The organism is Kribbella rubisoli, from assembly GCF_004217145.1.
Classification (GTDB): domain Bacteria; phylum Actinomycetota; class Actinomycetes; order Propionibacteriales; family Kribbellaceae; genus Kribbella; species Kribbella rubisoli.
Window position 1 is genome coordinate 16,706 of record NZ_SHKR01000013.1, and the last position, 22,634, is coordinate 39,339.

The window sequence follows — 22,634 nt, forward strand, 5'->3', positions numbered from 1 at the left end:
ATTAGTTGTGGTGGGAGCTAGATGTCGAGGTCCTCCACCGCCGGTTGGTTGGCGGCTTCCTCGACCAGTTCGTAGAGGTCTTCGGGGATCAGCTCGCGGAGCGCCTCGACCGAGTCGACGATGTTCAGCGTGGCCTCGCCCTTCGCCATGCTCCAGGACTGGTCGCTGCTCCAGTTGCCGATCCAGGAGCGCCAGCCCGACAGGTAGCGCTCGTCGTCGCCGCTGACGGTGAACTGGCTGCGGCGATCGGCATGCAGGACGAACTTGCCGGTCCGGCTCCGGTAGACCTTGAAGGCCTCGTACCCGGTGGTGCTCGACCGCCCGCCCTCGGCCAGCAGTACGCCGGAGAACCGCTGCTTGCGGCCGGCGCCCCGGCCCACCCGCACGGTGATCTCGTCGTACCCCTCGAGCCGTCCCTCTTCCAGCTCGACGTACTTCCGCAGCGCGATCGAGATCGCCGAAGACAGGTTCCCGGCGAGCTCCTGCGCCTTCTTGTACAACGGCAGGTCGTCGTCGGACACATAGATCGTCTTGTTTGGCATCGCTCTCTCCTCCTACGTAGAACTATACGCAGAAGGCTACGCACGTGTCTACATATATCTCTACGTAGATGCAGGTGAGTACAACCAGGGGCTGGTCAGGTCGAAGAACTCCGGCGGCTCGGCGTCGAGCGAGTCGAGCTCGTCGACGAGCGCCTTCAGTTCCGCCGGCGGCTCCTTACGCTCACCGTCACGGGCCGCCGCCTCGGAGGTGAAGTAGAAGGTGGTCGCGAAGCGGCCGTCGTCGAACAGCGAGAAGATACTGCCGATCACCTCGGGACGGAACGCGACCCAGTCGGCCGGATCCATCTGCATCAGCTCCCGGACGCGCGCCGGGTTCGAGGCCCGGCCGCGAATCACTTGCACGAAGCCGGCCGCGTCCGGATCGCCGAACATCCCGGGAGTTACGTCCTCGGTGTCGCGGAAGGTGGCGCCGTTGCTGAGCAGCGCCGAGAACTCGTGCCACCACTTGTCCTGCGCCGCCGACTCGCTGTTGCGTCGCGCGGCGTCGGCGGACTCGAAGCGAGCCAGTGCGATGAACCTCCCGTCCGCGGTGACGCCGGCGGTGGTCCCCAGCCAGCCGGTTGCCTCGGGCGCGAGTTCTTCCATCCACCGATCCATCGCGGCGTGCGCCTGCTCGGCGTCGGTGACCTGCCCCTGGATGACCTGTACGAACATGGTGCGACCCTCCCCGGTCTCCCCCAGGTCGCTACCGCTGATTCGACAGTACGCCCGCCTGTCGTACGCGGGCGAGCATGAGGAGGCTTGCTGCGACGCCGGTGATGCCGAGGGTGATGAGGCGGGGGTCGGTTTTCCACAGGCCGAAGAGCAGCCAGCAGGACAGTTCGCCGCAGACGAGGGTCCAGGTGCCCTTTGAGATGCCGGTTGGATGGGTGGTGCGGTACGCCGTCCACAGGGACGGGGTGACCTGGACGATCGAGGCGGCGGCGAGGAGGGTGCCCAGGCCGACTCGGCCGCCGAGGGTGGCGGCGAGAGCGAGGAGGGCGGCCCAGGTGGCGATCCAACCGACGGCGCGGCGGTTGAGGGCGCCTCGGCGGACGAGCATCACCGAGACGGTGCCGGCCAGGGTGCTGGCGGCGGTCGAGGGAAGGCTCGCGGTCCAGTAGCCGGAGGCCATGAAGTAGCAGAACCAGGCGGCGTTGTTGATGCAGGTCAGCGTCGCCCAGGACCAGGAGACTCCGGCGGTGTCCCCGGTCCGGCGGAGTTTGAGGATCTGCGGGAGGTACTGCGGAATGCCGAAGCAGGCTGCTGCGATGGGCAGAAGGTCGAGCATGGCGCAAGATTACGGCTGAATCGACGAAGTTATCGTGCGAATTCATGCTCATCTGCAGCGCGCAGCGATACGATCTATGTCGTGGATGCGATTGATCGCAAGATCCTTGCGGTGCTACAGGCCGAGGGTCGGCTGACGGTGACCGAACTGGCTCAGCGGATCGGGCTGAGCGCGGCTCCGTGCCATCGCCGGCTGCGGGAGCTCGAGCGCGGCGGCGTGATCTCCGGCTACCGGGCGGTGGTCGATCCGGCCGCGGTCGGGCACGGGTTCGAGGTGCTGCTCGCGGTCACGATGGACCGGGAGGAGTCGGTGGCCGGGTTCGAGGCCGGACTCGAGCAGATCCCGGAGGTGGTGCACGCGGAGCGGCTGTTCGGCGAGCCGGACTACTTCGTCCGGGTGGCCACAGCCGACATCGCGACGTTCCAGCGGCTGCGCGACGAGCGGCTGGCGCGGCTGCCGGGTGTCCAGCGGATGACCTCGACGATCGTGATGAAGAAGGTCGTGGACAACCGGCCGCTGCCAACGTGAACAGTGTGGAAACTCATCCACTCAAACCTGATTTATCCACAGATTTGAGCCATTTTGGGGCGGTTTTCGTGGAGAAGTAGCGGTCAGCTTGGGGATAACTCGCCCGAATCGGTGTGCACAACTGGGGATACGGGTGTGGATAACCGGCTCTTATGACGCACGCGCGGGCTGGATGGCACCCGATCTCCCGGCTCATCCGCCAGTCCCGCGGAACATCCACGCCGACCATCCCACCTGCCCCCAGCACCTGACTGCCGCCCCGTCCCCGGGACTCAATACGAGTGCATATCCATTCGTGTTGCGGGTTCTCTGCTGGTGTGCGAGCGGAGAACCCACAACAGCAGGGGATAACCGGCTCTACAGGACGGCGCCAGCCTGGCCATGCTCGCGGTGCTCGGATTCCTGTTCGCGACCAACATCCGCCGGGGCGCCCGGGGCCCGGCGGAGGTCAACGGGTGAGAGGGGTCAGACCCACTGTGTGGAGACCACGAACCCGACCGCGATCAGGCCCATGCCGATGAGCAGGTTCCAGTTGCCGAGGTCCTTCATCACCGGGATGTCCTGGCCGGCCACGTAGAAGACGACCAGCCACGCGAGACCGAGCAGCCAGCAGAACAGCATCAGCGGCGCGACCCACACGCGGCTGGTGGTACGCGGCCTCTTCGGGGTCTTCTCGACCTTGACCTTCTCGGTCTTCTTCTTGTTGCGACTGCTCGACTCGGGCACGACTGAACTCCTTGTAAGGACGGACGCATAAGCTGACCGCTACGACCTGTGCGGGTCCGGTCCGGGTTAGCGTAGTGCAGACAGCAATGTGGAGATCACTGGTGCGTAGGTTGAGGCGGATTTCGCTGTGGCGCGTGGGTGCGCCGCTGGCGCTGCTGTGCGCCGGTCTGCTGTTCGCGACCAGTGCCACCAACGCCCGTGGCACGGACCTGCGGCCCAGTCGCAACACTACGCTCGCGGGCCTGGTGGAGGAACAGAGCCGCCGCAGCGCGAGCCTGGTCCGGCAGCACGCGGCACTGACCCACGACATCGAAGCGCTCCAGGCGCAGCAGGGATCGATCGACCCCAAGCTGGCCAAGCAGTTCGAGGACCTGTCCGAGCAGGTCGGCACCCGTCCGGTCGTCGGCCCGGGGCTGACCGTCACCCTCCGGGACGCACCGCCCGAGGTGGTCAAGGAGAACCCGGACGTCGACGAGAACTGGCTGGTCATCCACCAGCAGGACATCCAGGCCGTGGTGAACGCGCTGTGGGCCGGCGGCGCCGAGGCGATGACGATCCAGAACCAGCGCGTCATCTCCACGACCGGCGTCAAGTGCGTCGGCAACTCGGTCGTACTGCACGGCGTCCCGTACCTCCCGCCGTACACGATCAGCGCGATCGGCGACCGGCGGAAACTGCAGAAGGCGCTCGACGACTCGCAGTACATCGAGAACCTGCAGGACTACGTGGTGAAGTTCCAGCTCGGATACGACGTGAAGAACGAGTCGTCGATCTCGATGCCGGCCTACGAAGGCACCCTGGACCTCCAGAGCGCGACCGTGCCCGGTTATCCACAGACCCCGTCGGCCAGCCCGTCGGTCACCGGCAGATAGCTGTCACAATGGTCCGCATGCCGCGGATCCTTGTCGTCGACAACTACGACTCCTTCGTCTACAACCTGGTGCAGTACCTGCAGCAACTGCAGGCCGACACCACGGTGCTGCGCAACGACGAAGTCACCCCCGACCAGGCCGGTGAATACGACGGCGTCCTGCTCTCCCCCGGTCCCGGTACGCCGGAAGAAGCCGGCGCCTGCGTCGACATCGTGAAGGAGAAGGGCGGCGAGGTCCCGATCTTCGGGGTCTGCCTCGGTCTCCAGGCGATCGGCGTCGCGTACGGCGGCGTCGTCGGCCGGGCGGACGAGCTGCTGCACGGGAAGACCAGCCAGGTGTTCCACGAGGGCGCCGGCGTACTGTCCGGACTCCCGTCGCCGTTCACCGCGACCCGGTACCACTCGCTCGCGATCGCGCAGGACACCGTGCCGGACGAGCTGCAGGTGACTGCCCGCACCGAGGCCGGCGTGATCATGGCCGCGCGGCACCGCGACCTCCCGGTGGAAGGCGTGCAGTTCCACCCGGAGTCGGTGCTGACCGAGGGCGGTCACCGGATGCTCGCCAACTGGCTCGCGATCTGCGGTGACCAGGACGCGGTCGCGCGCTCCGTCGGTCTGGCCCCGGTCGTCAGCTGACCTCTTAAACGACAGAACCCCCGGAGCAGTCGCTCCGGGGGTTCCGTCGTCTCATCCGCCGATCGTGATGCCCGGCGAGCTCGGGTTGTCCGTCGGTGTGTCCGTCGGCTGGCTCGGCGGCGGGGTCGGTTCCTGCGGGTTGTTGACCGTCAGCGTGACCGTGGTGCCCTTCGGCTTCTTGGTGCCGCCCGGGATACTCTGCGCGAGCACGATGCCGTCCGGCGAGTTCGGGTCATTTCCGTACTTGTACCCGACCTGGAAGCCGAGATCCTTCAACTGCTTGGCCGCGTCGTCGGCCGGAACGGTCACGACGTTCGGAACCTCGACGTTCGTGACGCCGCTGGATACCGTCAGCGTGAACTCCTGACCCGACGGGTACTGCCCGTTCGGGTCCGGGCTGACCGCGAGCACGGTGCCCTTCTTCTCGTCGCTGTCCTGCTCGACGACCTTGTCCTTGACCTTGAAGTTCGCGGAGGTGCCTTCGAGCGCCTTGCGGGCGGCGGACTCCGACTTGCCGATCACGTCCGGCACCGGGAACGCACTCCGCCCGGACGAGAACACGACGGTGACCGTCGAACCCTGCTCGGCCTCGGTCCCGGCCGTGGGGGTCTGCCGGATCGCGGAGCCGCGGCCGACCGTGTCGCTGGTCTCGGACGGTCCCTGCGCGAAAGTCAGACCCTTGTCGGTCAGCAACGCGGTCGCGTCGGCGACCGATTTGCCGCTGACGTCCGGCACGGCGACCTTCGCCACCGGAGTGTTCGTCGCACCACCGCCTGCGTTGTCGTTCTTGCCCATGTTGGTGAACAGCGCGTACGCCCCGACGGCGACCGCGACGATCGCCAGACCGAGCAGGAAGTACGCCAGGCCGCGGTTGCGCCGCGACCGTCCGTCGTCTTCCTCCTCCAGGTCGTCGCCGCCCGGCGGGAGGATGTCGTTCCCCGCGGTCTGGCGGTAGGCCTGGGTGGCAGCAGCTGCCGCGACCGTGGTCGGCGCCATCGCGCGGGTCTCGGCGACCGCGGCCATCGGCGCGGTCACCTGCTGGCCGGCCAGCACCCGGTGGATGTCGGCCCGCATCTCGGCGGCGCTCTGGTACCGCTCTTCGCGGTTCTTCGCCAGCGCCTTCAGTACGACGGCGTCGACCTCCGGCGGGATGTCCGGGTCGAACGACGACGGCGGCAGCGGCTGTTCCCGGACGTGCTGGTAGGCCACCGACACCGGCGACTCACCGACGAACGGCGGACGCCCGGTGAGCAGTTCGTACAGCAGGCAGCCGGTCGAGTACAGGTCGGAGCGGGCGTCCACGGTCTCGCCGCGGGCCTGCTCCGGGGACAGGTACTGCGCGGTGCCGATCACGGCCGCGGTCTGGGTCATCGTGGAGGACGTGTCGGCGACCGCGCGAGCGATACCGAAGTCCATCACCTTGACCTGACCCTGCGGGGTCAGCATCACGTTCCCGGGCTTGATGTCGCGGTGCACGATGCCGGCCCGGTGGCTGTAATCCAGCGCCTCGAGCACACCGGAGGTGATCTCAAGGGCGCGCTCCGGCATGATCTTGCGGCCTTCGCGGATCAGGTCCCGCAGCGTCTTGCCGGTGACGAGCTCCATCACGATGTACGGGATCGTGACGCCGGAGCCGTTCGGATCGGGCTCCTCGCCGGTGTCGTACACCGACACGATGGTCGGGTGGTTGAGCGAGGCGGCCGACTGGGCCTCCCGGCGGAATCTGGCCTGGAAGGTGGCGTCACTGGCCAGATCGACCCGCAGCCGCTTGATGGCGACCGACCGGCCGAGCCGGTTGTCCACACCCCTGCGGACCTCGGCCATGCCGCCGCGGCCGAGCGGTTCGCCTTCTTCGTATCGGCCGCCGACGAGACGTGCCTGCGATGTCATGACCTCAGCCTTCCAACCTGTCTGTGAGACACAAAAACACACTCAACTTGCCCACGGTAGCCGCCGCCACACGTGGTTCCCCGTTGGAAAGACGCGCCGTGACGGCATCATTCCGTATCGTGCTCATTGGCCCAGCACCGCCTCCATCACCGACTTGGCGATCGGCGCGGCCAGCTTGCCGCCGGCGATGTCGTCCCGGGCGATGTCGGCCTTCTCGATCAGCACCGCGACCGCGATCTTCGGGTCGTCGGCCGGTGCGAACGCGGTGAACCACGCGAACGGCGGGCGGTCCTTCGCGGTCTGCGCCGTACCGGTCTTGCCGGCCACCTGGACGCCGCTGATCTGACCGGGCTTGCCGGTGCCGTTGTTGACGACGTCGACCATCATCGCGGTCAGCTGGGAGGCGACCTGCGGGGTGACCGCCTGGTGCAGCGACTCCGGCTTGGTCTCCGAGACCGTCTTCAGGTCCGGCGTCTTCACGTTCTGGACGAGGTACGGCTTCATCACCTCGCCCTTGTTCGCGATCCCGGCCGCGACCATCGCCATCTGCAACGGCGTGGCCCGTACGTCGAACTGGCCGATCGCGGACTGCGCGGTCTGCGGCTCGTTCGGGTCGCCGGGGAACTGGCTGGTGGCCACGCTCGGGAGCTCGGCCAGCGGCCGCGCACCGAAGCCGAACTTGGCGGCCTGCTCGCGCAGCGCGTCCGGCCCGAGCGCCAGGCCGACACTGCCGTACGCCGTGTTGCAGGAGTACCGCAGCGCGACCGTCAGCGTCGCGTTGTTGCTGCCGCCGCAGTTCTTGCCGTCCTCGTTCACCAGCGGGACGGTCGTCTGCGGGAGCACCAGCTCGGCCGGCGAGTTCACCTTGGTCTCCGGCGTGTACTTGCCGCTCGACAGCGCCGCTGCCGCGGTCACCAACTTGAACGTCGAGCCCGGCGGGTACAGCTCCTGGGCCGCGCGGTTCGACAGCGGCCGGTCCTTGTCCTCGGTCAGGCTCTTCCAGGCCGCGTCGACCTTCGCGCTGTCGTGCGAGGCGAGCCGGTTCGGGTCGTACGACGGCGTGGTCGCCATCGCCAGGATCTTGCCGGTCTTCGGCTCGATCGCCACCACCGCGCCGGTCTTCGAGCCCAGACCCTTGTACGCCGCCTGCTGCGCCGCCGCGTTCAGGGTCAACGTGACGCTGCCGCCCTGCTGCGGCCGGTTGCTGATCACGTCGATGATCCGGCGGAACGCCATCGACGGGTCCGAGCCGTTCAGCTCGGAGTTCATCGTCAGCTCGATCCCGCCCCGGCCGAACCGGTAGGAGTAGAAGCCGGTGACGGGTGCGTAGACCGGGCCGGACGGGTACGTGCGCTGGTACTTGAACCGGTCGTTCGACGGCTTGCTCTGCGCGACCGGCGTACTGCCGATCAGGATCGGGCCGCGGTTCACCGAGAACTGCGAGTCGCGGACCCGGTTGTTGTCGTTGCGGCCGTTGATCTCGTTCGCCCGGAAGGCCTGCAGGTACGTCGAGTTCGCCATCAGCGCGAGCATCAGGATGATCGCCGCGACAGCTAATCGTCGGATCGCCGAGTTCACTGTTTCTGCACCGCCATCGCGATCGTTTCGTCGGACACGGGAGCGGCCGGGGTCTGCGGCCGCCGGGCCTGGTCGCTGATCCGCAGCAGCAGCGCGATGATCGCCCAGTTCGCGACCAGCGACGTACCGCCGAGGGCCATGAACGGAGTGGCCAGACCGGTCAGCGGGATCAGCCCGGTCACGCCGCCGACGATCACGAACACCTGCAGCGCGAACGACATCGCCAGACCGGTCGCGATCAGCTTGCCGAAGATGTCCCGGCAGCCGAGCGCGGTCCGCAGGCCCCGCTCGATGATGAGGGTGTAGATCAGGATGATCGCGATCAGCCCGGTCAGGCCCAGCTCCTCGGCCATCGAGGAGATGATCATGTCGCTGTTCGCGTAGAGCGTGGCCTCCGGGTGGCCCTGGCCGAGCCCGCGACCGAGGATTCCGCCCCAGGCCTGACCCATCAGGCCGAGCTTCACCTGACCACCGTCGATCGCCCACGGGTCCAGCCAGTCGGTCACCCGGCGGTGCACGTGGCCGAAGGTTGCGTAGGCGAAGTACGCACCGCCGGCGAACAGCACGCCACCGATGATCAGCCAGCCGGCCCGCTCGGTGGACACGTACAACAGGAACAGGAACAGGCCGAAGAACAGCAGCGACGAACCGAGGTCGCTCTCGAAGACCAGGACACCCAGGCTGACCAGCCAGGCGATCAGGATCGGCCCGAGGTCGCGGGCCCGCGGCAGGTCCAGACCGAGGAACCGGCGGCCGGCCAAGGTGAGGACGTCGCGCTTCACGACCAGGTAGCCGGCGAAGAAGATGACCAGGCAGACCTTGGCGAACTCACCGGGCTGGAACGACATCCCGGCGACGCGGATCCAGATCGGGGCGCCGTTGACGTTCGCGCCGATACCCGGAACGAGCGGCAGCACGAGCAGGACCAGACCGGCCAGACCGAGGGTGTAGGTGAAGGCCTGCAGCCGCCGGTGGTCGCGGATCACGATGATGACGGCGAGGAACCCGACGACGCCGACCGCCGTCCAGGTGATCTGCTGCGGCGCGAACGGGACGCCCTTGGTTCTGCCGATCGCCGTCAGCCCGAGGTCGATGCGGTGGATCATCGCGACGCCGAGACCGTTCAGCAGCACGGCACACGGCAGGATGACCGGGTCGGCGTACGGCGCCCGGAACCGCAGCGCGAGATGGGCGATCAGGGCGAGCAGACCGATCCCGGCGGCGTACAGGCCGGTGCTGGCCGGGACGCCCTCCTCGGCGGTGATGCCGATGTTGACGTAGGCGGCGACGGAGACGCCGACGGCGATCAGGAGCAGGAACAGCTCCACCCCGCGCCGGGTACGCGGAATGATCTGGATGACCGACGTGGAGGCGATGCTCATCGGACTCCGTCGCAGTCGTCCGGGCTGCCGGGCGTCGTCGTACTGCCCGGGCTGGTCGGCGTCGTCGACGGGTGCACGACCGGAGTCGTCACCGGCGGCTTGGAGACGGGCGGCTTCGACACCGGCGGCGTACTCGGCTTCGGCGTCGGGGTGGGCGTCGGCTTCGTCTTCGCCGCGCACTCAGCAGCGGTCTGCTGCAGCTCGGCGACGATCGACCGGGCACCGGCCAGGTTGTCCGCCTGGATGTTGCCCTCCACCTGCTCCCGGCTGTACGTCGGAAGCTTGTCGACCTGCAGCGACTGCCGCTCGTAGACCTTCGACAGGTTCAGACCCGGGAGATCCGCCTCGACGCCCTTGAAGATCGCCACGTAGTCGCCGTCGGTGCCGACGTAGTACTGCTTCTGGGTCCAGCTGTACGCGAACCAGCCGCCGCCGCCGATCAGTCCGAGGACGATCACGAGTACGGCGATCCGCCGCAGCCACGGGAACCGCTTCGGCGGACGCGGTGCGTACCGCAGCTCTTCGGGGTCGAGCGCGGCGCCGTGGCCGCCGCCGCCGTGTCCGTGGCCGCCGGTGCGGAGCGCGACCGTCGGCTCGCCGCGACCTGTGCTGCCCTGGGCCAGCTCGGCGGCCGCACCCACCAGTTGGGGCTGGACGCCGCTCGCGGGCTCCGTCTCGACGACGTCGGCGACCACGCAAGTGACGTTGTCGTTCGAGCCCGCCTCGAGCGCGTGCGTGATCAGCTCGACGACGACGGAGTCCGGCGTACCGGAGGCCATCGAGGCGGAGATCACCTCGTCGCTCACGTAGTCGGGCAGGCCGTCGCTGCACAGCATCAAGCGGTCGCCGGCCTGGACGTCGAGGATCTCCAGGTCCGGATCGGAGTCCGGGCGGCCGTCGAGCACGCGCAGGATCAGGTTGCGGTGCGGGTGAGTGAAGGCCTCCTCCTGGGAGATCCGGCCCTCGTCGACCAGTGATTGCACAAAGGTGTGGTCGTGGCTCAGCTGGTAGAGGACTCCGTCGCGCATCCGGTACGCGCGGGAGTCGCCGAGATGCGCCAGGCCGAGCTGCTTGCCGTCGAACATCAACGCGGTGACGGTCGAGCCCATGCCCTCGCGCTCGGGGTCCTCTTCGACCAGCTCGGACAGCCGTTCGTTGGCCCGGTGGACCGCACCGGCCAGCGCCTCGATCATGTCCTCGCCGCCGATCTCGGCGGTGTCCAACCGCCGGATCACCTGGACCGCCGCCGAGCTGGCCACCTCACCGGCCGCGGCGCCGCCCATTCCGTCGGCGAGCAGCAGCAGGTGCGGACCGGCGTACGCCGAGTCCTCGTTGTTGCGGCGCACCCGTCCGACGTCGGACAGTGTGGCGTAGTCGAGCGACAGGGTCATCGAGGCAGGCCTACTTCGCGATGTTCAGCGTCGTCCGGCCGATCCGGATCGAACCGCCGATCTCGGCCGGGACCGGGCGGGTGACCCGCTGGCCGTCAAGGTACGTGCCGTTGGTGGAGCCGAGATCCTCGACCCACCACTGGCCTTCGGACATGAACAACCGGGCGTGCCGGGTGGAAGAGTAGTCGTCGTCGAGCCGGATCTGACAGTCCGAGCCGCGGCCGATGATCACCGGCTCCTCGGTCAGCGAGGCGCCGACGCCGGCCTGCGGCCCGTCCGCGATCGTCACCGACGCGGGCAGGCCCTTGCGCTTCTTGGCCGGCTTGGCGGTCTTCGGCGTCCGGGTGTTCTGCGGTACGGCGGCCGCCGCGGCCCGGCTGTCCACCTTCGCGCCGAACAGGTCGGACCTGATCACGGACAGCACCGCGAGGACGAACATCCACAACAGGGCCAGGAACCCCAGTTTGATCAGGGTCAGGGTCAGTTCCGACATGGACTTGCGGTCACCACCCGCTGCTCGGCGGCTGGGCCATCGGCTCGTCCGCGAGGCGCAGCGTCATGGTCGTGTTGCCGATCCGCACCGTCGAACCGTCGACCAGCTCGGCCTCGGTGCTGCGGCGGCCGTTGACCAGCGTGCCGTTGGTGGAGCCGAGATCGACCAGCACGACCCGGATACCGTCCGGGCCCTCCGGCATCAGCCGGATCTCGGCGTGCCGCCGGGAGACACCCGGGTCGTTGATCTGGATGTCCGCGTCGGTACCGCGGCCGAGGACGACGCCGGGCGGGTTGACCGGGCGGCGACGCCCGTTCACCTCGAGCATCACCTGCGGGTGGCCGCGGCGCGGGGACGGCTGCGGCTGGTACTGGGGCTGCGGCGGACTGACCGGCTCGGGCGGCACGTAGGGCTCCTGCTGGTAGGGCTGGGGCTCGGGCTGCTGATAGGCGGCCGGGCGACGCTGTGGCGTCCCGACCGTCTCGCTGACCACCCGGAACTTACCGGTCGGGAGGTCGTCCTGCTGAACCAGCTCGATGTCGATCGGCCCGGAGAACGTGTACCGCTGGATGTCGGCGTGGTCCCGCAGCTCGTTGGCGAGCTCGTGGTTCAGGGTCCGGCCGTAGGCGTTGAGGCGCTCGAAGTCGTCCGGCCCGAGCTCGACGATGAAGTGGTTCGGCACCAGCCGCCGGTCCCGGGACAGGATCCGCGCGGTGTTGTCGATCTCACGCTTGAGAGCCGCCGCGAGTTCGATCGGCTCGACGTCGCCCTTGAAAGCGCGCGCGAAGACACCGCTGACAATGCCTTCCAGGCGTCGCTCGAAGCGCTGTAGCGGTCGCACGCCTCCTCCTCCACGGTCGGTACGCCAAAGATCGTCCACCGGTCGAGGCGGACACACCGGGTACGACGATCGATCGTATCGGGAGGTTCGACCGAACCCGCAATGTGAAGCACCCGGACAACCCGTGCTAATGTTCCTTCTCGTCGCCGGGAGCACCATCCGGCGACTGCGCGCGGGTGGCGGAATAGGCAGACGCGCACGGTTCAGGTCCGTGTGCCCGAAAGGGCGTGGGGGTTCAACTCCCCCCTCGCGCACAAAGAATGTCCCGGTCGATCGACCGGGACTTTTTGTTTTCCCGGCTGTGTCGGCTGTCACTCGCTACGAACGGTAACCGGAGCGCCATCCGGTGGATAAGGACCATCAGCCGTCCGGGGGACGTCGGGGGACGGTGCCCGGTGGAAGAGTGTTCGGTATGGAGCAAGCACTCGAGCTGGTGGGGCTGACGAAGGTCTTCGGCGAGGAGCGGGCGGTTGATGAGCTGAGTCTGAGTGTGCCGGCGGGGTCGTTCTTCGGGGTGTTGGGGCCTAATGGGGCTGGGAAGACGACGTCGCTGTCGATGGCGGTCGGGTTGTTGCGGCCGGATGGCGGTACGGCGCGGATCTTCGGGGTGGATGTCTGGCGGGAGTCGCCGAAGGCGAAGGCCTTGGTCGGGGTGTTGCCGGATGGGTTGGGGATGCCGGAGCGGCTGACCGGGCGGGAGGTGCTGACGTACCTCGGGCTGTTGCGCGGGTTGCCGGAGGACGAGGTCGGGCGGCGGGCCGCCGAGTTGCTGGAGGTGCTCGAGCTCGATCACGAGGACGACAAGCAGGTGATCGGGTACTCGACCGGCATGCGGAAGAAGCTCGGCCTCGCGGTCGCGCTGCTGCACGCGCCGCGATTGCTGGTGCTGGACGAGCCGTTCGAGGCGGTCGATCCGGTGTCCGCGGCGACGATCCGGACCATCCTGCACCGGTTCATCGCCGGCGGCGGCTCGGTGGTGATGTCGAGTCACGTGATGGCGCTGGTCGAGCAGCTGTGTGATCGCATCGCAGTGGTCGCGGACGGCAAAGTAGTTGCCGCAGGCACCGTTTCCGAGGTGCAGGCCGGCGCCACTCTGGAGGATGCGTTCGTGTCGCTGGTCGGCGCGTCGACGCGTGGAGCGGACGGTCTGACGTGGCTCTCGCACTGACGTACAACACCTCGCACACGCTGGTCCGCATGCGGCTGGCCGCGTTGCGGCATGCGCTCAGGGACCAGCTGCGACTGACCTGGATCGTCACCGGCGGGTTCGTCGGCCTGGTGCTCGCGGCCGGGACGATCTGGGTCGCGGCGAAGGGCGACAACGACGTTCTGGTCGTGGTGCTCGCGGTCTGGATGCTCGGCTGGGTGGTCGGTCCGCTGTTCGCGGGCGGCGGCGACGAGACGCTCAGGCCGGAGTACTTCACGATGATGCCGCTGTCGCCGCGCACGCTCTCCACCGGTCTGCTGGTGGCTGCGCTGGCCGGCGTCGCACCGGTCATCAGCCTGATCGCTCTGCTGAGTCTCGCCATCGCCGGCGCGAACGTCGCCGCCGCTCTGATCGCCATACCGGCACTACTGCTCCAGCTCTTCTGCTTCATCCTCGCGTCCCGGCTCGCCGTCGCGGTGTACGGCGTACTGCTGCAGGTGCGGGCCGGTGCGGTGATCGCAGCGCTGGTCAACGCGTTCATCCTTGCGTTCACGGCTCAGGGCTGGGCGCTGATCGTGGCGTTCGTGTCCACCGACGTACAGGGCACGCTGGCCAAGGCCGCGCGGATCGCACCGTCTGGTTGGGGTCTGGTGGCCGTAGAAGCGGCTGGACGTGGTGACTGGCTCAGAGTGCTCGCAGCACTGGCCGGGCTGGTCGTGCTGGGTGTGCTGATGCTCGTGGCTTGGTCGGCGCTGCTGGTACGCCGGACCACTGCGTCCAGAGCCGGCGGCAAGGTAGGACGCCCGCTGAGTGGGACCGATCCGCGGAGTGGTGCAGCCGCCAAGGAGCTGCGCTCGTGGACGCGAGACCTGCTCTACGGGCACAAGGCGGTCTTCGCGATCAGCTACGGCCTGTTCTTCTGCATGATGCCGCTGGCACTCGGGTGGAAGGCGATGCTGCCGTGGGCAGGTCCAGCCGCCGTCGTGATGGCCGCCGCGATGTCCGCCAACCTCTATGGCGCGGACGGTACGGCGCTGTGGAGCACGCTGATGACGCCCGGCGCCAATGGTCCGGATGTGCGTGCCCGCCAGCGCGCGTTCTTGCTGGTCTTCGGTCCGCTCACGCTGGTCATCACCCTGTTGCTGACGTGGTGGTCCGGCTACGCCAGCGCCTGGCCGCTCGTGTTGAGCGTGCTGCCCGCACTGCTCGGTGGCGCGGCCGGTCTGGTCGTGGCCAGTTCGGTGTACGCCGCCGTACCGACGACTGATGCGCACAAGCGGTCCGGTAATCCGCTGAACTCGGGCGAGAACGAGGGCGAGACGATGGGCATCGTCTACGTGATGCTCGTGCTGGTCGCGTCGACCTGTGCCCCGGCTCTGATCGTGGCGCTCAACGCCGGCTGGTGGGGCGTGCCGATCGGAGTGCTGTCCGGCGTACTCGCGTGGTGGTACTTCGGCCGCCTGGCGATCCGGCGTCTCGACCGGCGTGGTCCCGAGCTCCTCACGCTGCTCAGGCATGGCAGATCGCCCGCGGAGCAGGCCAGGAAGACCGCAGGGCTCGACGCATTGCCCAAGTGGAAGCGGACCCTGGCGGGGCTGTGCCTCGGGTTCGGTGCGATCCCGCTGTTCCCCCAGGCCGTCGTACCGGCGATCTTCAAGCTGACCGGGAACGACGACACGCGGTCCTGGTTCCTGGCGCTCTACCAGACCGGACCGTGGCAGTGGATCGTGATCGTGCTGATGGCCGCGTTGGGCCTGTCGATGTACGCCTTCGGCGGGCTTACCTACTACCGCGCGAGGAAGCGCGCTCCGGGTGCGTCGGTCGCGGCAGCCGCAGGGTAGGCGCGCCTCGGTGCCGGGCCGTCGGTGCGACGGTCCGGTGGTTGCGCAGCATCCAGACAGCAACTGCGGCCGCGGCGAACAGGCCGGCGATCCCGGCGTAGTCGGTCAAGCTCATGATCATTTCTTTTCTCCAGGGCGGTGAGCTCGGCGGCGGCGAGATCCGCTGGCGTCTGACCGGAAAGTGACGGGCCTTCAGACATTCCGTGATGACACTGCAGTGCCGTGACCAAACAGTGCCAACAATTCCTGAAAGGGTGGGCCCCCGGAGGTGGGGTGGAATGCACGACGGCTCGTTGCTCGATGCGCGTGAGGAGCAGACCTACCGGCTGCTGGTCGGCCTGTCCGCCGCGCGGGCCGCGGAGCTCGCCGAGGTCGCCGAGTTGCCGCAGCACGAGACTGACGAAGTGCTGCAGCGGTTGCAGGCGAAGGGGCTCGTCACAGTCCAGGCGGCCGACGAGCCGGTCTTCAGCCCGCTGCCGCCGGACGTGGCCTTCGGTACGACGCTGTTGCGCCGCCAGGAGTCGCTCGAGGCCGCCCGGAAGACCGTGGCCGCGCTGAGCGAGGAGTTCCGGGCCAGCGCCAGCCGCCGGGACGCCCACCACCTGGTCGAGGTGATCATCGGGGCTACGACGCTCCGCGAACGGCTGCGTGACCTGCAGAACGCGGCCCGCGAGGAGATCCTCTGGTTCTGCCGTGCGAACCCGCTGGCGATGCAGGGCGCCGAGAACACCGAGGAGTACGGCGCTTTGTCGCGCGGCGTCCGGTACCGCGCCATCTACGAGCGAGCGCTGATCGAGACGCCCGGTGAGCTCGACTCGATCGCCGAAGGGGTCAGCTGGGGCGAGGAAGCCCGGGTGCTGCCGACGTTGCCGGTGCGGATCGCCATCGTGGACCGGTCGACCGCGATCTGCCCGCTGGTCCGCGACGACGAGAGCATCGGGGAACCGTCTGCCGCGATCATCAACCGCGGCCAGCTCCTGGACGCACTGCTGGCGCTCTTCGAGAGCTACTGGGAGCTGGCGACACCCGTCCGGCTCCAGCCCGACGCCGCCGAGCCGGTCCAGGGCCTGGACGACTCCGAGCGGCTGCTCCTCTCCCTGCTGGTGGCCGGTGTCCCCGACAAGTCGATCGCCAACCAGCTCGGGATCAGCCGCCGTACCGTCCAGCGCCGCCTGGACAGGCTGATGGCGCTAGCCGGCGTGGACACCCGCACCGGCCTTGCTTATCAAGCCGCGAAGCGCGGCTGGATTTAGTTGCCTGAGGCACCGCTGGCGGGTTGTGTCGCGGCTGGCGTGCTACAACCCGCCAGCGATGAAACAACCCGCCAGCGGCGCGGGTCAGCGGACGCCGTAGGCGCGGATCACGGTCTGGGTGATCTTGGCGCCGGTCGGTCCGGTGGCGGCGACCTTCAAGGAGACCGTGTCGTGGGCGTTCGGTACGACGGCCAGGTAGTGGCCGAGGGCGCCGATCACGACGAGCCGCTTCCAGGTCTTGCCTTCGTCGTACGACGCCCAGGCTTGCAGCGAGGTCGCCCGCGGCGACTCGAAGCTGATGGCGTGCGTACGCGACCCGACCCGACCAGTCAGGTCGACCGGAACCGTGTAGTTGACCTGCTGCAGCGGGAGCGCAACAGCCTTGTCGTCAGGCTGCTTGGCTGAGCGGAACTCCCAGGAGGTCTCGGTGTGAGTACCCCAGTTCCACTCCCCCTCGGAGTCCTTGCGTTCGGTGGTCAGGTCCAGCTTGTATGCCGAGTCGTCGCTGGACGTGATCACGTCCTCCCACGCGTCCGGTAGCTCGGCGACGACCTGACCGTTGCGGGACAGCGTCGCCGACGACGCAGTGGTCTCGCCGACCGTGTAGTGCCCGGCCGCATCCACAAAGGAGGGGATGCGGAGCGACAGCCGGTCCCCGGTACGGGTGGACTGCACACCAGGCGCTGCAGCCGGGCGTACGACGGGTCCGAACCACGTCTCGTCCAACGTACCAGTCCGGTACGAGCGCGGTACTGACGTCATCCCGCCGGCCAGCGGGTTCATGTCGTCCCAGGTGTAGAGGTGGTGCACCCGGTGCTGCCAGAGCGAGTCACCGGACGTGACCCACTCCTCCCGCACCTTCGGCGTCTCCACGAACCGCTGGGAGTCGTTCCACGAGAACTCCTGCCACGGACGCCAGCCGAACCGCTGCTCCTTCGCCCAGTTGAACCCGCCGTTGTCGGCGTACCGCGTCGTGATGCGCGCACTGTTGGCCGGCGTCACCTTGTAGTCGATCTTCGCCGGGATCGATCCGGTCGAGACCTGCTGTACGTCGTACAGGTACGGGCTGGAGGTGGTGAGCGTGAGGTCGATCGTCGCCTTGCCGCGACGGGCCCGGTCGATCAGCTTGTGACCGTCCTTGGAGGTGGTGACCATCGCCGGGATCGGCTCCCGGTCGCCGACCGGACGCCAGACCGTCCAGGCGGACCAGTCCGGCGGACGGACCAGGATCACGGCCGCGGCACCCGCATTCGCGGCCGCGACGATCTGGTCGTGCTCGCTGCCGTTGCCCCAGCCGTCCTCGCTGGAGTCCAGCACCGCGACCGCAGCCCGCACACCCTTCAGCGACGCGTCCGAGTACACGAGCGGGAAGCGCCGTTTGCCGTCGAACGACGGGGATTGGTGCAGGAGGTTGATGTCGAGCGGGCCGGGGACGCCGGGGACCGCGGCCTGGACGAGCGGGGCGACGAGCTGCCAGCGGGAGGAGAACTCGAAGGTGCCGTCCTTGACCGGCTTGGTCGGCGTGACGTTGACCTGCTTGACCGTGCTGAAGTGCATCACACCGTGGCTGATCGAGCGGCCGTTGGCGTACACGCGGTGCACATAGTAGCTGAGCACCGCCTGCTGTTCCGACGGCTTCGGCGTCTCGATCGTGATCGGGACGGCCTTCCGCGCGTCGATCACGATCTCGGTGTCCTTGCTGACCACGATGTTCGGGTCGGTGAACAGGCTGACCTGCTCGTCCTGCGGGTCCGAGTTCTCGACCAGCGAGTGCAGCAGGTACGTGCCCTCCTCAACCTCGGCTGTGTACGACGCGCCGTCCGGGATCCACGCCAGGACGTCGGACCGCGAGTTGTCACCGAACAACGAGATGACCGGTACGCCGGTGGGCCGGCCGTCCAGGCCGACCGCGCGCAGGGTCACCTTGTACTTCGGACCGGACCGGAGCGCACCGACCGCGGTGTGGGTGACGACGCCATCGGGGCCGGTGGCAACGATCCACCCGCTGTACTGACCGCGGCCGACCTTGGCCGGGTCGAGGGTCACCGGTACGTCGGCGGTGCCATTGGCAGGAACGGTCACGGTCGCGGGTACGGTGAAGCCGGTCGCCGGCTGCTTGTCGTCGAGGTTGGTGACCTGAGCGGCCAGGTTCAGCGTGACCGGTGCAGCGGAGTCGTTCTTGTAGGTAACTGTGCGGGTGCCGGTTTCCAGGCCGAAGTCGGCGACGCCACTCGCGGTCACCTTCTGCGCGACCGCACGAGTCAGGTCGACCCGGCCCGCGCCCTGCTGATAGACGGTCTGCTCAGGCTGCGTCTTCGCCGTGCTGACCAGCGCGTTCTTGAGCTGGTCGGCCTTCCAGTCCGGGTGCTGCTGCGCGAGCAGTGCGGCTGCACCGGCAACGTGTGGCGTCGCCATCGACGTACCGGAGGCGGAGGTGTAGAGCTCGTCGATCGGGTCGCCCATGATCGTGCCGGCCGCCCGGGCGGCGATGATGCCGACGCCGGGCGCGGTGATCTCGGGCTTGAGGCCGGCGTCGCCGAGACGCGGTCCACGGCTGGAGAAGTCCGCGAGTTGGTCGTTGCGGTCGACGGCCCCGACGGTGAGCGCGGACGCGGCGGCGCCCGGCGTACCGACCGTCTCGTCCTGACCTTCGTTGCCTGCGGCAACGACGAAGAGGGTGCCGGTCTGGGCGGTGATGTCGTTGACGGCCTGACTGAGCGGGTCGGTGCCGTCGGTGGCTTCGCCGCCGAGGCTCATGTTGACGACCTTCGCGCCTTCGGTCGCGGCCCACTCCATCCCGGCGATGATCCAGGAGTCGTACCCGTACCCGTCGTCACCGAGCACCTTGCCGACCAGCAGGTCTGCCTTCGGCGCGACGCCCTTGCGGGTACCGCCCGCGCCGGCACCGGTGCCGGCAATCGTGGCGGCGACATGCGTGCCGTGGCCGAAGTGGTCCACGGTGCCGCTCGGGCTGCCGGAGAAGTCGACGCTCTCCTTGACCTTGCCGGTCAGGTCCGGATGCGTGGCGTCCACGCCGGTGTCCAGTACGGCGACCTCGACGCCGGTGCCTTCGTACCCGGCCTTCCATGCGTCGGGCGCACCGATCTGCGGGACGCTCTTGTCGAGCACCGGACGAACCTTGCCGTCGAGCCAGATCTTGGTGATCCCGCTGTTCAGCGAACGGGCACCCGTGGCGGGCTTCAGCGATTTCCACAGGGCGGGGAGCTGGTCCTTGGCCGCGTCCACAGCCCGGCCGCCGATCGACGGGAGCCGGCGCGTGGTCGTCGTACCGGCCAGATTCTGCTCGGCCCGGAGGCCGGGCGTGTCCTTGACGATCAGCGGGAGGTTGGCGGCGGCGCCGTACCCGTCGGCGATCAGCTCGTCGACGTCGAACAGGTCCACGTCGAGGACGCCGGTGGAGATGTACGGGACAGCATCGCTCGGCAGAACCCGGAGTCCGCCGTCGACCTCGATGGTGTGGAACGAGACGCCTTCACGGCCGGGCGCCGGTGTGACGGTGGCAGCCTTCTTGCCACCGCCGGCGTCGGTGAGTTCGACGACGTCGCCGGTGATCAGCGTGACGGCGGAGGACTTGATCGCCGTGGATCCCGTGGGCGGGGCGGCGGCGGCCGGGATCGCCGACAGCGCGCCGAGGGTCAGCATCGCCGCGAGGGTGGCGGCGGTGAGGCGGGTGGAGGACATAGGCGGATTCTCCTTCGAGAGGTTGGGGGCAGGACCACCTCTTCTTCCGACAGAGTTTGCAATCAGGTCACAGCAATCAGCCCTGTCCATCACTGCCGTAGCTGCGACATGGCGCAACCACGCCATACTGTTGGCCTCGCCTCCGGCTCGGCGGGTCATGGAGCCCTTGGCTCCCGGCCTTCCCTCGTCGCTCCGGTCGCTTCGCTCCCTACACTCCTCAGTCCAGGCCGGGAGGGCCCCATGACCGCTCAGGTGATACGTAGGTGGGGGTGGATCGGCACGTTCTTGGTCGGCGCCGGGCTGTATCTCGCGGTGCTGGCCGTGCTCACCGATACCGGGAACCCGAACCTGTTCCCGACGATGATCCTGCTCGGTGCGCTCGTCGTACCGCTGACGTTCGTGACGTTCGCGGCCGGGCGGTCCGGGCGGTGGCTGATCGACGGGCCGACGCTCGGCGGGTGTGTGCTGTTCGGTGGCGTGGTCGGCGTGGTGGTCGCGGGCCTGCTCGAGTACGACGCGATGCGGCGGCTCGGGACGTTGCCGATGGTCGGCGTCGGGCTGATCGAGGAGGCGGCCAAGCTCGTCGTACCGGCGATCCTGGTGATCTTCTTCGGGCACCGGTACCGGACGTCGATCGGGCGCGGGATCGTCATCGGCGTCGCGGTCGGCACGGGGTTCGCCGTACTCGAGACGATGGGGTACGCGTTCGTCGCGCTGCTGCAGTCGAACGGGAACGTCGGCGCCGCCGAGCAGACGCTGTTCATCCGCGGGCTGCTGTCGCCGGCGGGGCACGCGGCCTGGACCGGGCTCGCCTGCTGGGGGCTGTGGAGGTACGTGACGGCGCCGAGCGGCAAGCACTTCGCGGGCTTCGTCGGGATGTACGCGCTGGCCGTCGCGCTGCACACCACCTGGGACGGGATCGGCGGCAAGATCACCTATGCCGTCGTCGGCGCGATCTCCATCGGCCTGCTGCTCTTCGGGTTGAAGCGCGCCCAGAAGACCGATTCCGCCGCGGTGACCGTCTGACGGGTCAGTGACCTGTCAGTACGGTGAGATCGCGGTCGCGAGCCATGGACAACGCGTGCCGGAGTGAGTACGGTCCGTAAACGGCGTCCGCCATCACGCCACCCTCGTCGGTGAGGTACTGCCCGCCAGTAGTACCTCGCTGGTGGGTGGGCAAGCAGGCTGCGGCGGACAGTCACGGCCTGATGGGGACCCATCCACCCAGGTGGGGCGATGAACGGCACTCACTCGTTCACCGCCCCACCGGTTCAAACCTTCATCGGGTGTTCGCAATCCGGATGTTCCGCGGCCCGGCAAGCTGGGCAGACTGACCACCGTCCGGTCCCCAACCGCCCCTGGGAGTAGCCGTGTCCCGACTCTTCCGTCCGGCGCTGCTCGTCACCGCCGTTCTCGCACTGCTCGGCTTCGGCATCACGCCGTCGAACGCCGCCACCACGATCACCGTCGCGACAGCGATCGGCCGCCAGGACAACTCCACGGCGTCCGTCAGCGGGTACGTGGTCGGCCAGCCGACCGCCACCAGCACCGTTGTCCGCAGCAACTTCCCGAACGACTACGCGCTGGCCCTCGCCGACTCGGCGACCCAGACGAGTACGTCGTCCATGCTCTACGTGCAGATCCCGGCCGCGTTCCGCGCGTCGTACGGACTGCAGAGCAACCCGAGTCTGCTCGGCAAACAGATCACCGTCACCGGCACGCTCGCGGCGTACTTCTCGCACCCCGGCCTGAAGAACGCGACCGCGTTCACCGGTGGCGGCGGTACGACGGACCCGCCCGGCGACCCGGGTGACTACTACGCCGGCGCCGAGGGCAAGACCGGGGCCGCGCTGAAGGCCGCGCTGCACACGATCATCTCGAGCCAGACCAAGCTCACCTACGACCAGGTCTGGGACGCGCTCGAGGTCACCGACCAGGACCCGAACAACAGCAGCAACGTCATCGAGATCTACTCCGGCCGCTCGATCGCCAAGAGCAGCGAGGGCGGCGGCGTCGACGACTGGAACCGCGAGCACGTCTGGGCCAAGTCCCACGGCGACTTCGGTACGGCGACCGGCCCGGGCACCGACATCCACCACCTCCGCCCCGAGGACGTCTCGGTGAACTCGGCGCGCGGCAACCTCGACTTCGACAACGGCGGTACGGCGGTCGCCCAGTGCTCCGGCTGTACGGCGGACTCGGACTCGTTCGCCCCGCGCGCGGCGGCCCGCGGTGATGTCGCCCGGATGATCTTCTACATGGCGGTCCGGTACGAAGGCGGCGACGGGTTCCCGAACCTCGAGGTGAACAACTCGGTCGGCAACGGCACCGCGCCGTACATCGGCAAGCTGTCGGTGCTGAAGGCGTGGGCGGCGGCCGACCCGCCGGACGCGTTCGAGAAGAACCGCAACGAGGTCATCTACAACCAGTTCCAGCACAACCGGAACCCGTTCATCGACCACCCGGAGTGGGTCAACTCCATCTGGCCGAATTAGGCCCTGGCTGGATCACCAGACAGGGCC

General features: G+C 68.4%; 19 protein-coding genes and 1 tRNA gene. 9 read left to right on the forward strand and 11 right to left on the reverse strand.

The features are described from left to right. Window positions 1-17 precede the first annotated feature (17 nt). The 3 genes from EV645_RS20100 to EV645_RS20110 are packed head-to-tail and all read right to left on the reverse strand — an operon-like array spanning window position 18 to window position 1,833. Complete coding sequence (locus EV645_RS20100; RefSeq protein WP_130445506.1) at window positions 18-542, reverse strand: EXLDI protein; 525 nt, start codon at window positions 540-542, stop codon at window positions 18-20. A 60-nt stretch (window positions 543-602) separates the two neighbouring features. Then, window positions 603-1,217, reverse strand: coding sequence for a hypothetical protein (locus EV645_RS20105; protein WP_130445507.1), 615 nt, complete (start codon window positions 1,215-1,217; stop codon window positions 603-605). 31 nt (window positions 1,218-1,248) lie between these two features. After that, window positions 1,249-1,833: a PQ-loop domain-containing transporter gene (locus tag EV645_RS20110; RefSeq protein WP_130445508.1), complete on the reverse strand. Its 585-nt coding sequence runs from the start codon at window positions 1,831-1,833 to the stop codon at window positions 1,249-1,251. 81 nt (window positions 1,834-1,914) lie between these two features. Between EV645_RS20110 and EV645_RS20115 the strand changes: the two genes are divergently transcribed. Beyond that, the gene (locus EV645_RS20115; RefSeq protein ID WP_130445509.1) at window positions 1,915-2,361 is read left to right on the forward strand and encodes an Lrp/AsnC family transcriptional regulator; all 447 of its coding nucleotides are present in this window, start codon (window positions 1,915-1,917) and stop codon (window positions 2,359-2,361) included. A 465-nt stretch (window positions 2,362-2,826) separates the two neighbouring features. On the opposite strand, the gene EV645_RS20120 is transcribed toward EV645_RS20115, so the two are convergent. Then, window positions 2,827-3,087: a cell division protein CrgA gene (locus EV645_RS20120; RefSeq protein WP_130445510.1), complete on the reverse strand. Its 261-nt coding sequence runs from the start codon at window positions 3,085-3,087 to the stop codon at window positions 2,827-2,829. A gap of 134 nt (window positions 3,088-3,221) precedes the next feature. On the opposite strand from EV645_RS20120, the gene EV645_RS20125 reads away from it, so the two are divergent. After that, window positions 3,222-3,959 carry a DUF881 domain-containing protein gene (locus EV645_RS20125; protein ID WP_242000533.1) on the forward strand — a complete coding sequence of 246 codons (738 nt, stop codon included), beginning with the start codon at window positions 3,222-3,224 and terminating at the stop codon, window positions 3,957-3,959. A 17-nt stretch (window positions 3,960-3,976) separates the two neighbouring features. Beyond that, complete coding sequence (locus EV645_RS20130) at window positions 3,977-4,594, forward strand: aminodeoxychorismate/anthranilate synthase component II (RefSeq protein ID WP_130445512.1); 618 nt, start codon at window positions 3,977-3,979, stop codon at window positions 4,592-4,594. A 51-nt stretch (window positions 4,595-4,645) separates the two neighbouring features. On the opposite strand, the gene pknB is transcribed toward EV645_RS20130, so the two are convergent. From pknB to EV645_RS20160, 6 genes are all read right to left on the reverse strand, one after another. After that, entirely contained in the window at window positions 4,646-6,484 is a 1,839-nt protein-coding gene (gene pknB / locus EV645_RS20135; protein WP_130445513.1) for a Stk1 family PASTA domain-containing Ser/Thr kinase, read from the reverse strand. Between the two features lie 123 nt (window positions 6,485-6,607). Next, the gene (locus EV645_RS20140; RefSeq protein WP_130445514.1) at window positions 6,608-8,062 is read right to left on the reverse strand and encodes a peptidoglycan D,D-transpeptidase FtsI family protein; all 1,455 of its coding nucleotides are present in this window, start codon (window positions 8,060-8,062) and stop codon (window positions 6,608-6,610) included. Beyond that, a complete protein-coding gene (locus EV645_RS20145) occupies window positions 8,059-9,444 on the reverse strand; it encodes an FtsW/RodA/SpoVE family cell cycle protein (protein ID WP_130445515.1) in 1,386 nt (461 codons plus the stop codon). Before EV645_RS20145 ends, EV645_RS20140 begins: the two co-directional genes overlap by 4 nt. Further along, the gene (locus EV645_RS20150) at window positions 9,441-10,835 is read right to left on the reverse strand and encodes a PP2C family protein-serine/threonine phosphatase (protein ID WP_130445516.1); all 1,395 of its coding nucleotides are present in this window, start codon (window positions 10,833-10,835) and stop codon (window positions 9,441-9,443) included. The genes EV645_RS20145 and EV645_RS20150 overlap by 4 nt, the downstream gene beginning before the upstream one ends. Before the next feature lie 10 nt (window positions 10,836-10,845). Further along, window positions 10,846-11,328, reverse strand: coding sequence for an FHA domain-containing protein FhaB/FipA (locus EV645_RS20155; protein WP_130445517.1), 483 nt, complete (start codon window positions 11,326-11,328; stop codon window positions 10,846-10,848). A gap of 10 nt (window positions 11,329-11,338) precedes the next feature. Further along, window positions 11,339-12,169, reverse strand: a complete 831-nt coding sequence (locus EV645_RS20160; protein WP_198681756.1) for an FhaA domain-containing protein — start codon at window positions 12,167-12,169, stop codon at window positions 11,339-11,341. A 170-nt stretch (window positions 12,170-12,339) separates the two neighbouring features. On the opposite strand from EV645_RS20160, the gene EV645_RS20165 reads away from it, so the two are divergent. The 4 genes from EV645_RS20165 (at window position 12,340) to EV645_RS20180 (ending at window position 16,410) form a co-directional block, all read left to right on the forward strand. Next, window positions 12,340-12,423: transfer RNA gene (locus EV645_RS20165), tRNA-Leu, on the forward strand. Between the two features lie 158 nt (window positions 12,424-12,581). Further along, window positions 12,582-13,337: an ABC transporter ATP-binding protein gene (locus tag EV645_RS20170; RefSeq protein ID WP_130445519.1), complete on the forward strand. Its 756-nt coding sequence runs from the start codon at window positions 12,582-12,584 to the stop codon at window positions 13,335-13,337. Beyond that, on the forward strand, window positions 13,322-15,157 hold the full coding sequence (locus EV645_RS20175; protein ID WP_130445520.1) for a hypothetical protein: 1,836 nt from the start codon (window positions 13,322-13,324) through the stop codon (window positions 15,155-15,157). Before EV645_RS20170 ends, EV645_RS20175 begins: the two co-directional genes overlap by 16 nt. Window positions 15,158-15,435: 278 nt before the next feature. After that, complete coding sequence (locus EV645_RS20180) at window positions 15,436-16,410, forward strand: helix-turn-helix domain-containing protein (RefSeq protein ID WP_130445521.1); 975 nt, start codon at window positions 15,436-15,438, stop codon at window positions 16,408-16,410. Window positions 16,411-16,494: 84 nt separating this feature from the next. Here EV645_RS20180 and EV645_RS20185 read toward each other — a convergent pair whose 3' ends face one another. Next, a complete protein-coding gene (locus EV645_RS20185) occupies window positions 16,495-20,112 on the reverse strand; it encodes a S8 family peptidase (protein ID WP_130445522.1) in 3,618 nt (1,205 codons plus the stop codon). 240 nt (window positions 20,113-20,352) lie between these two features. Between EV645_RS20185 and EV645_RS20190 the strand changes: the two genes are divergently transcribed. Together EV645_RS20190 and EV645_RS20195 are read left to right on the forward strand one after the other, a co-directional pair. After that, window positions 20,353-21,138, forward strand: coding sequence for a PrsW family intramembrane metalloprotease (locus EV645_RS20190; protein WP_130445523.1), 786 nt, complete (start codon window positions 20,353-20,355; stop codon window positions 21,136-21,138). Window positions 21,139-21,482: 344 nt separating this feature from the next. After that, window positions 21,483-22,607 (forward strand): endonuclease, encoded by a 1,125-nt coding sequence (locus tag EV645_RS20195; protein ID WP_242000534.1) that lies wholly within the window; start codon window positions 21,483-21,485, stop codon window positions 22,605-22,607. Window positions 22,608-22,634: the final 27 nt, after the last annotated feature.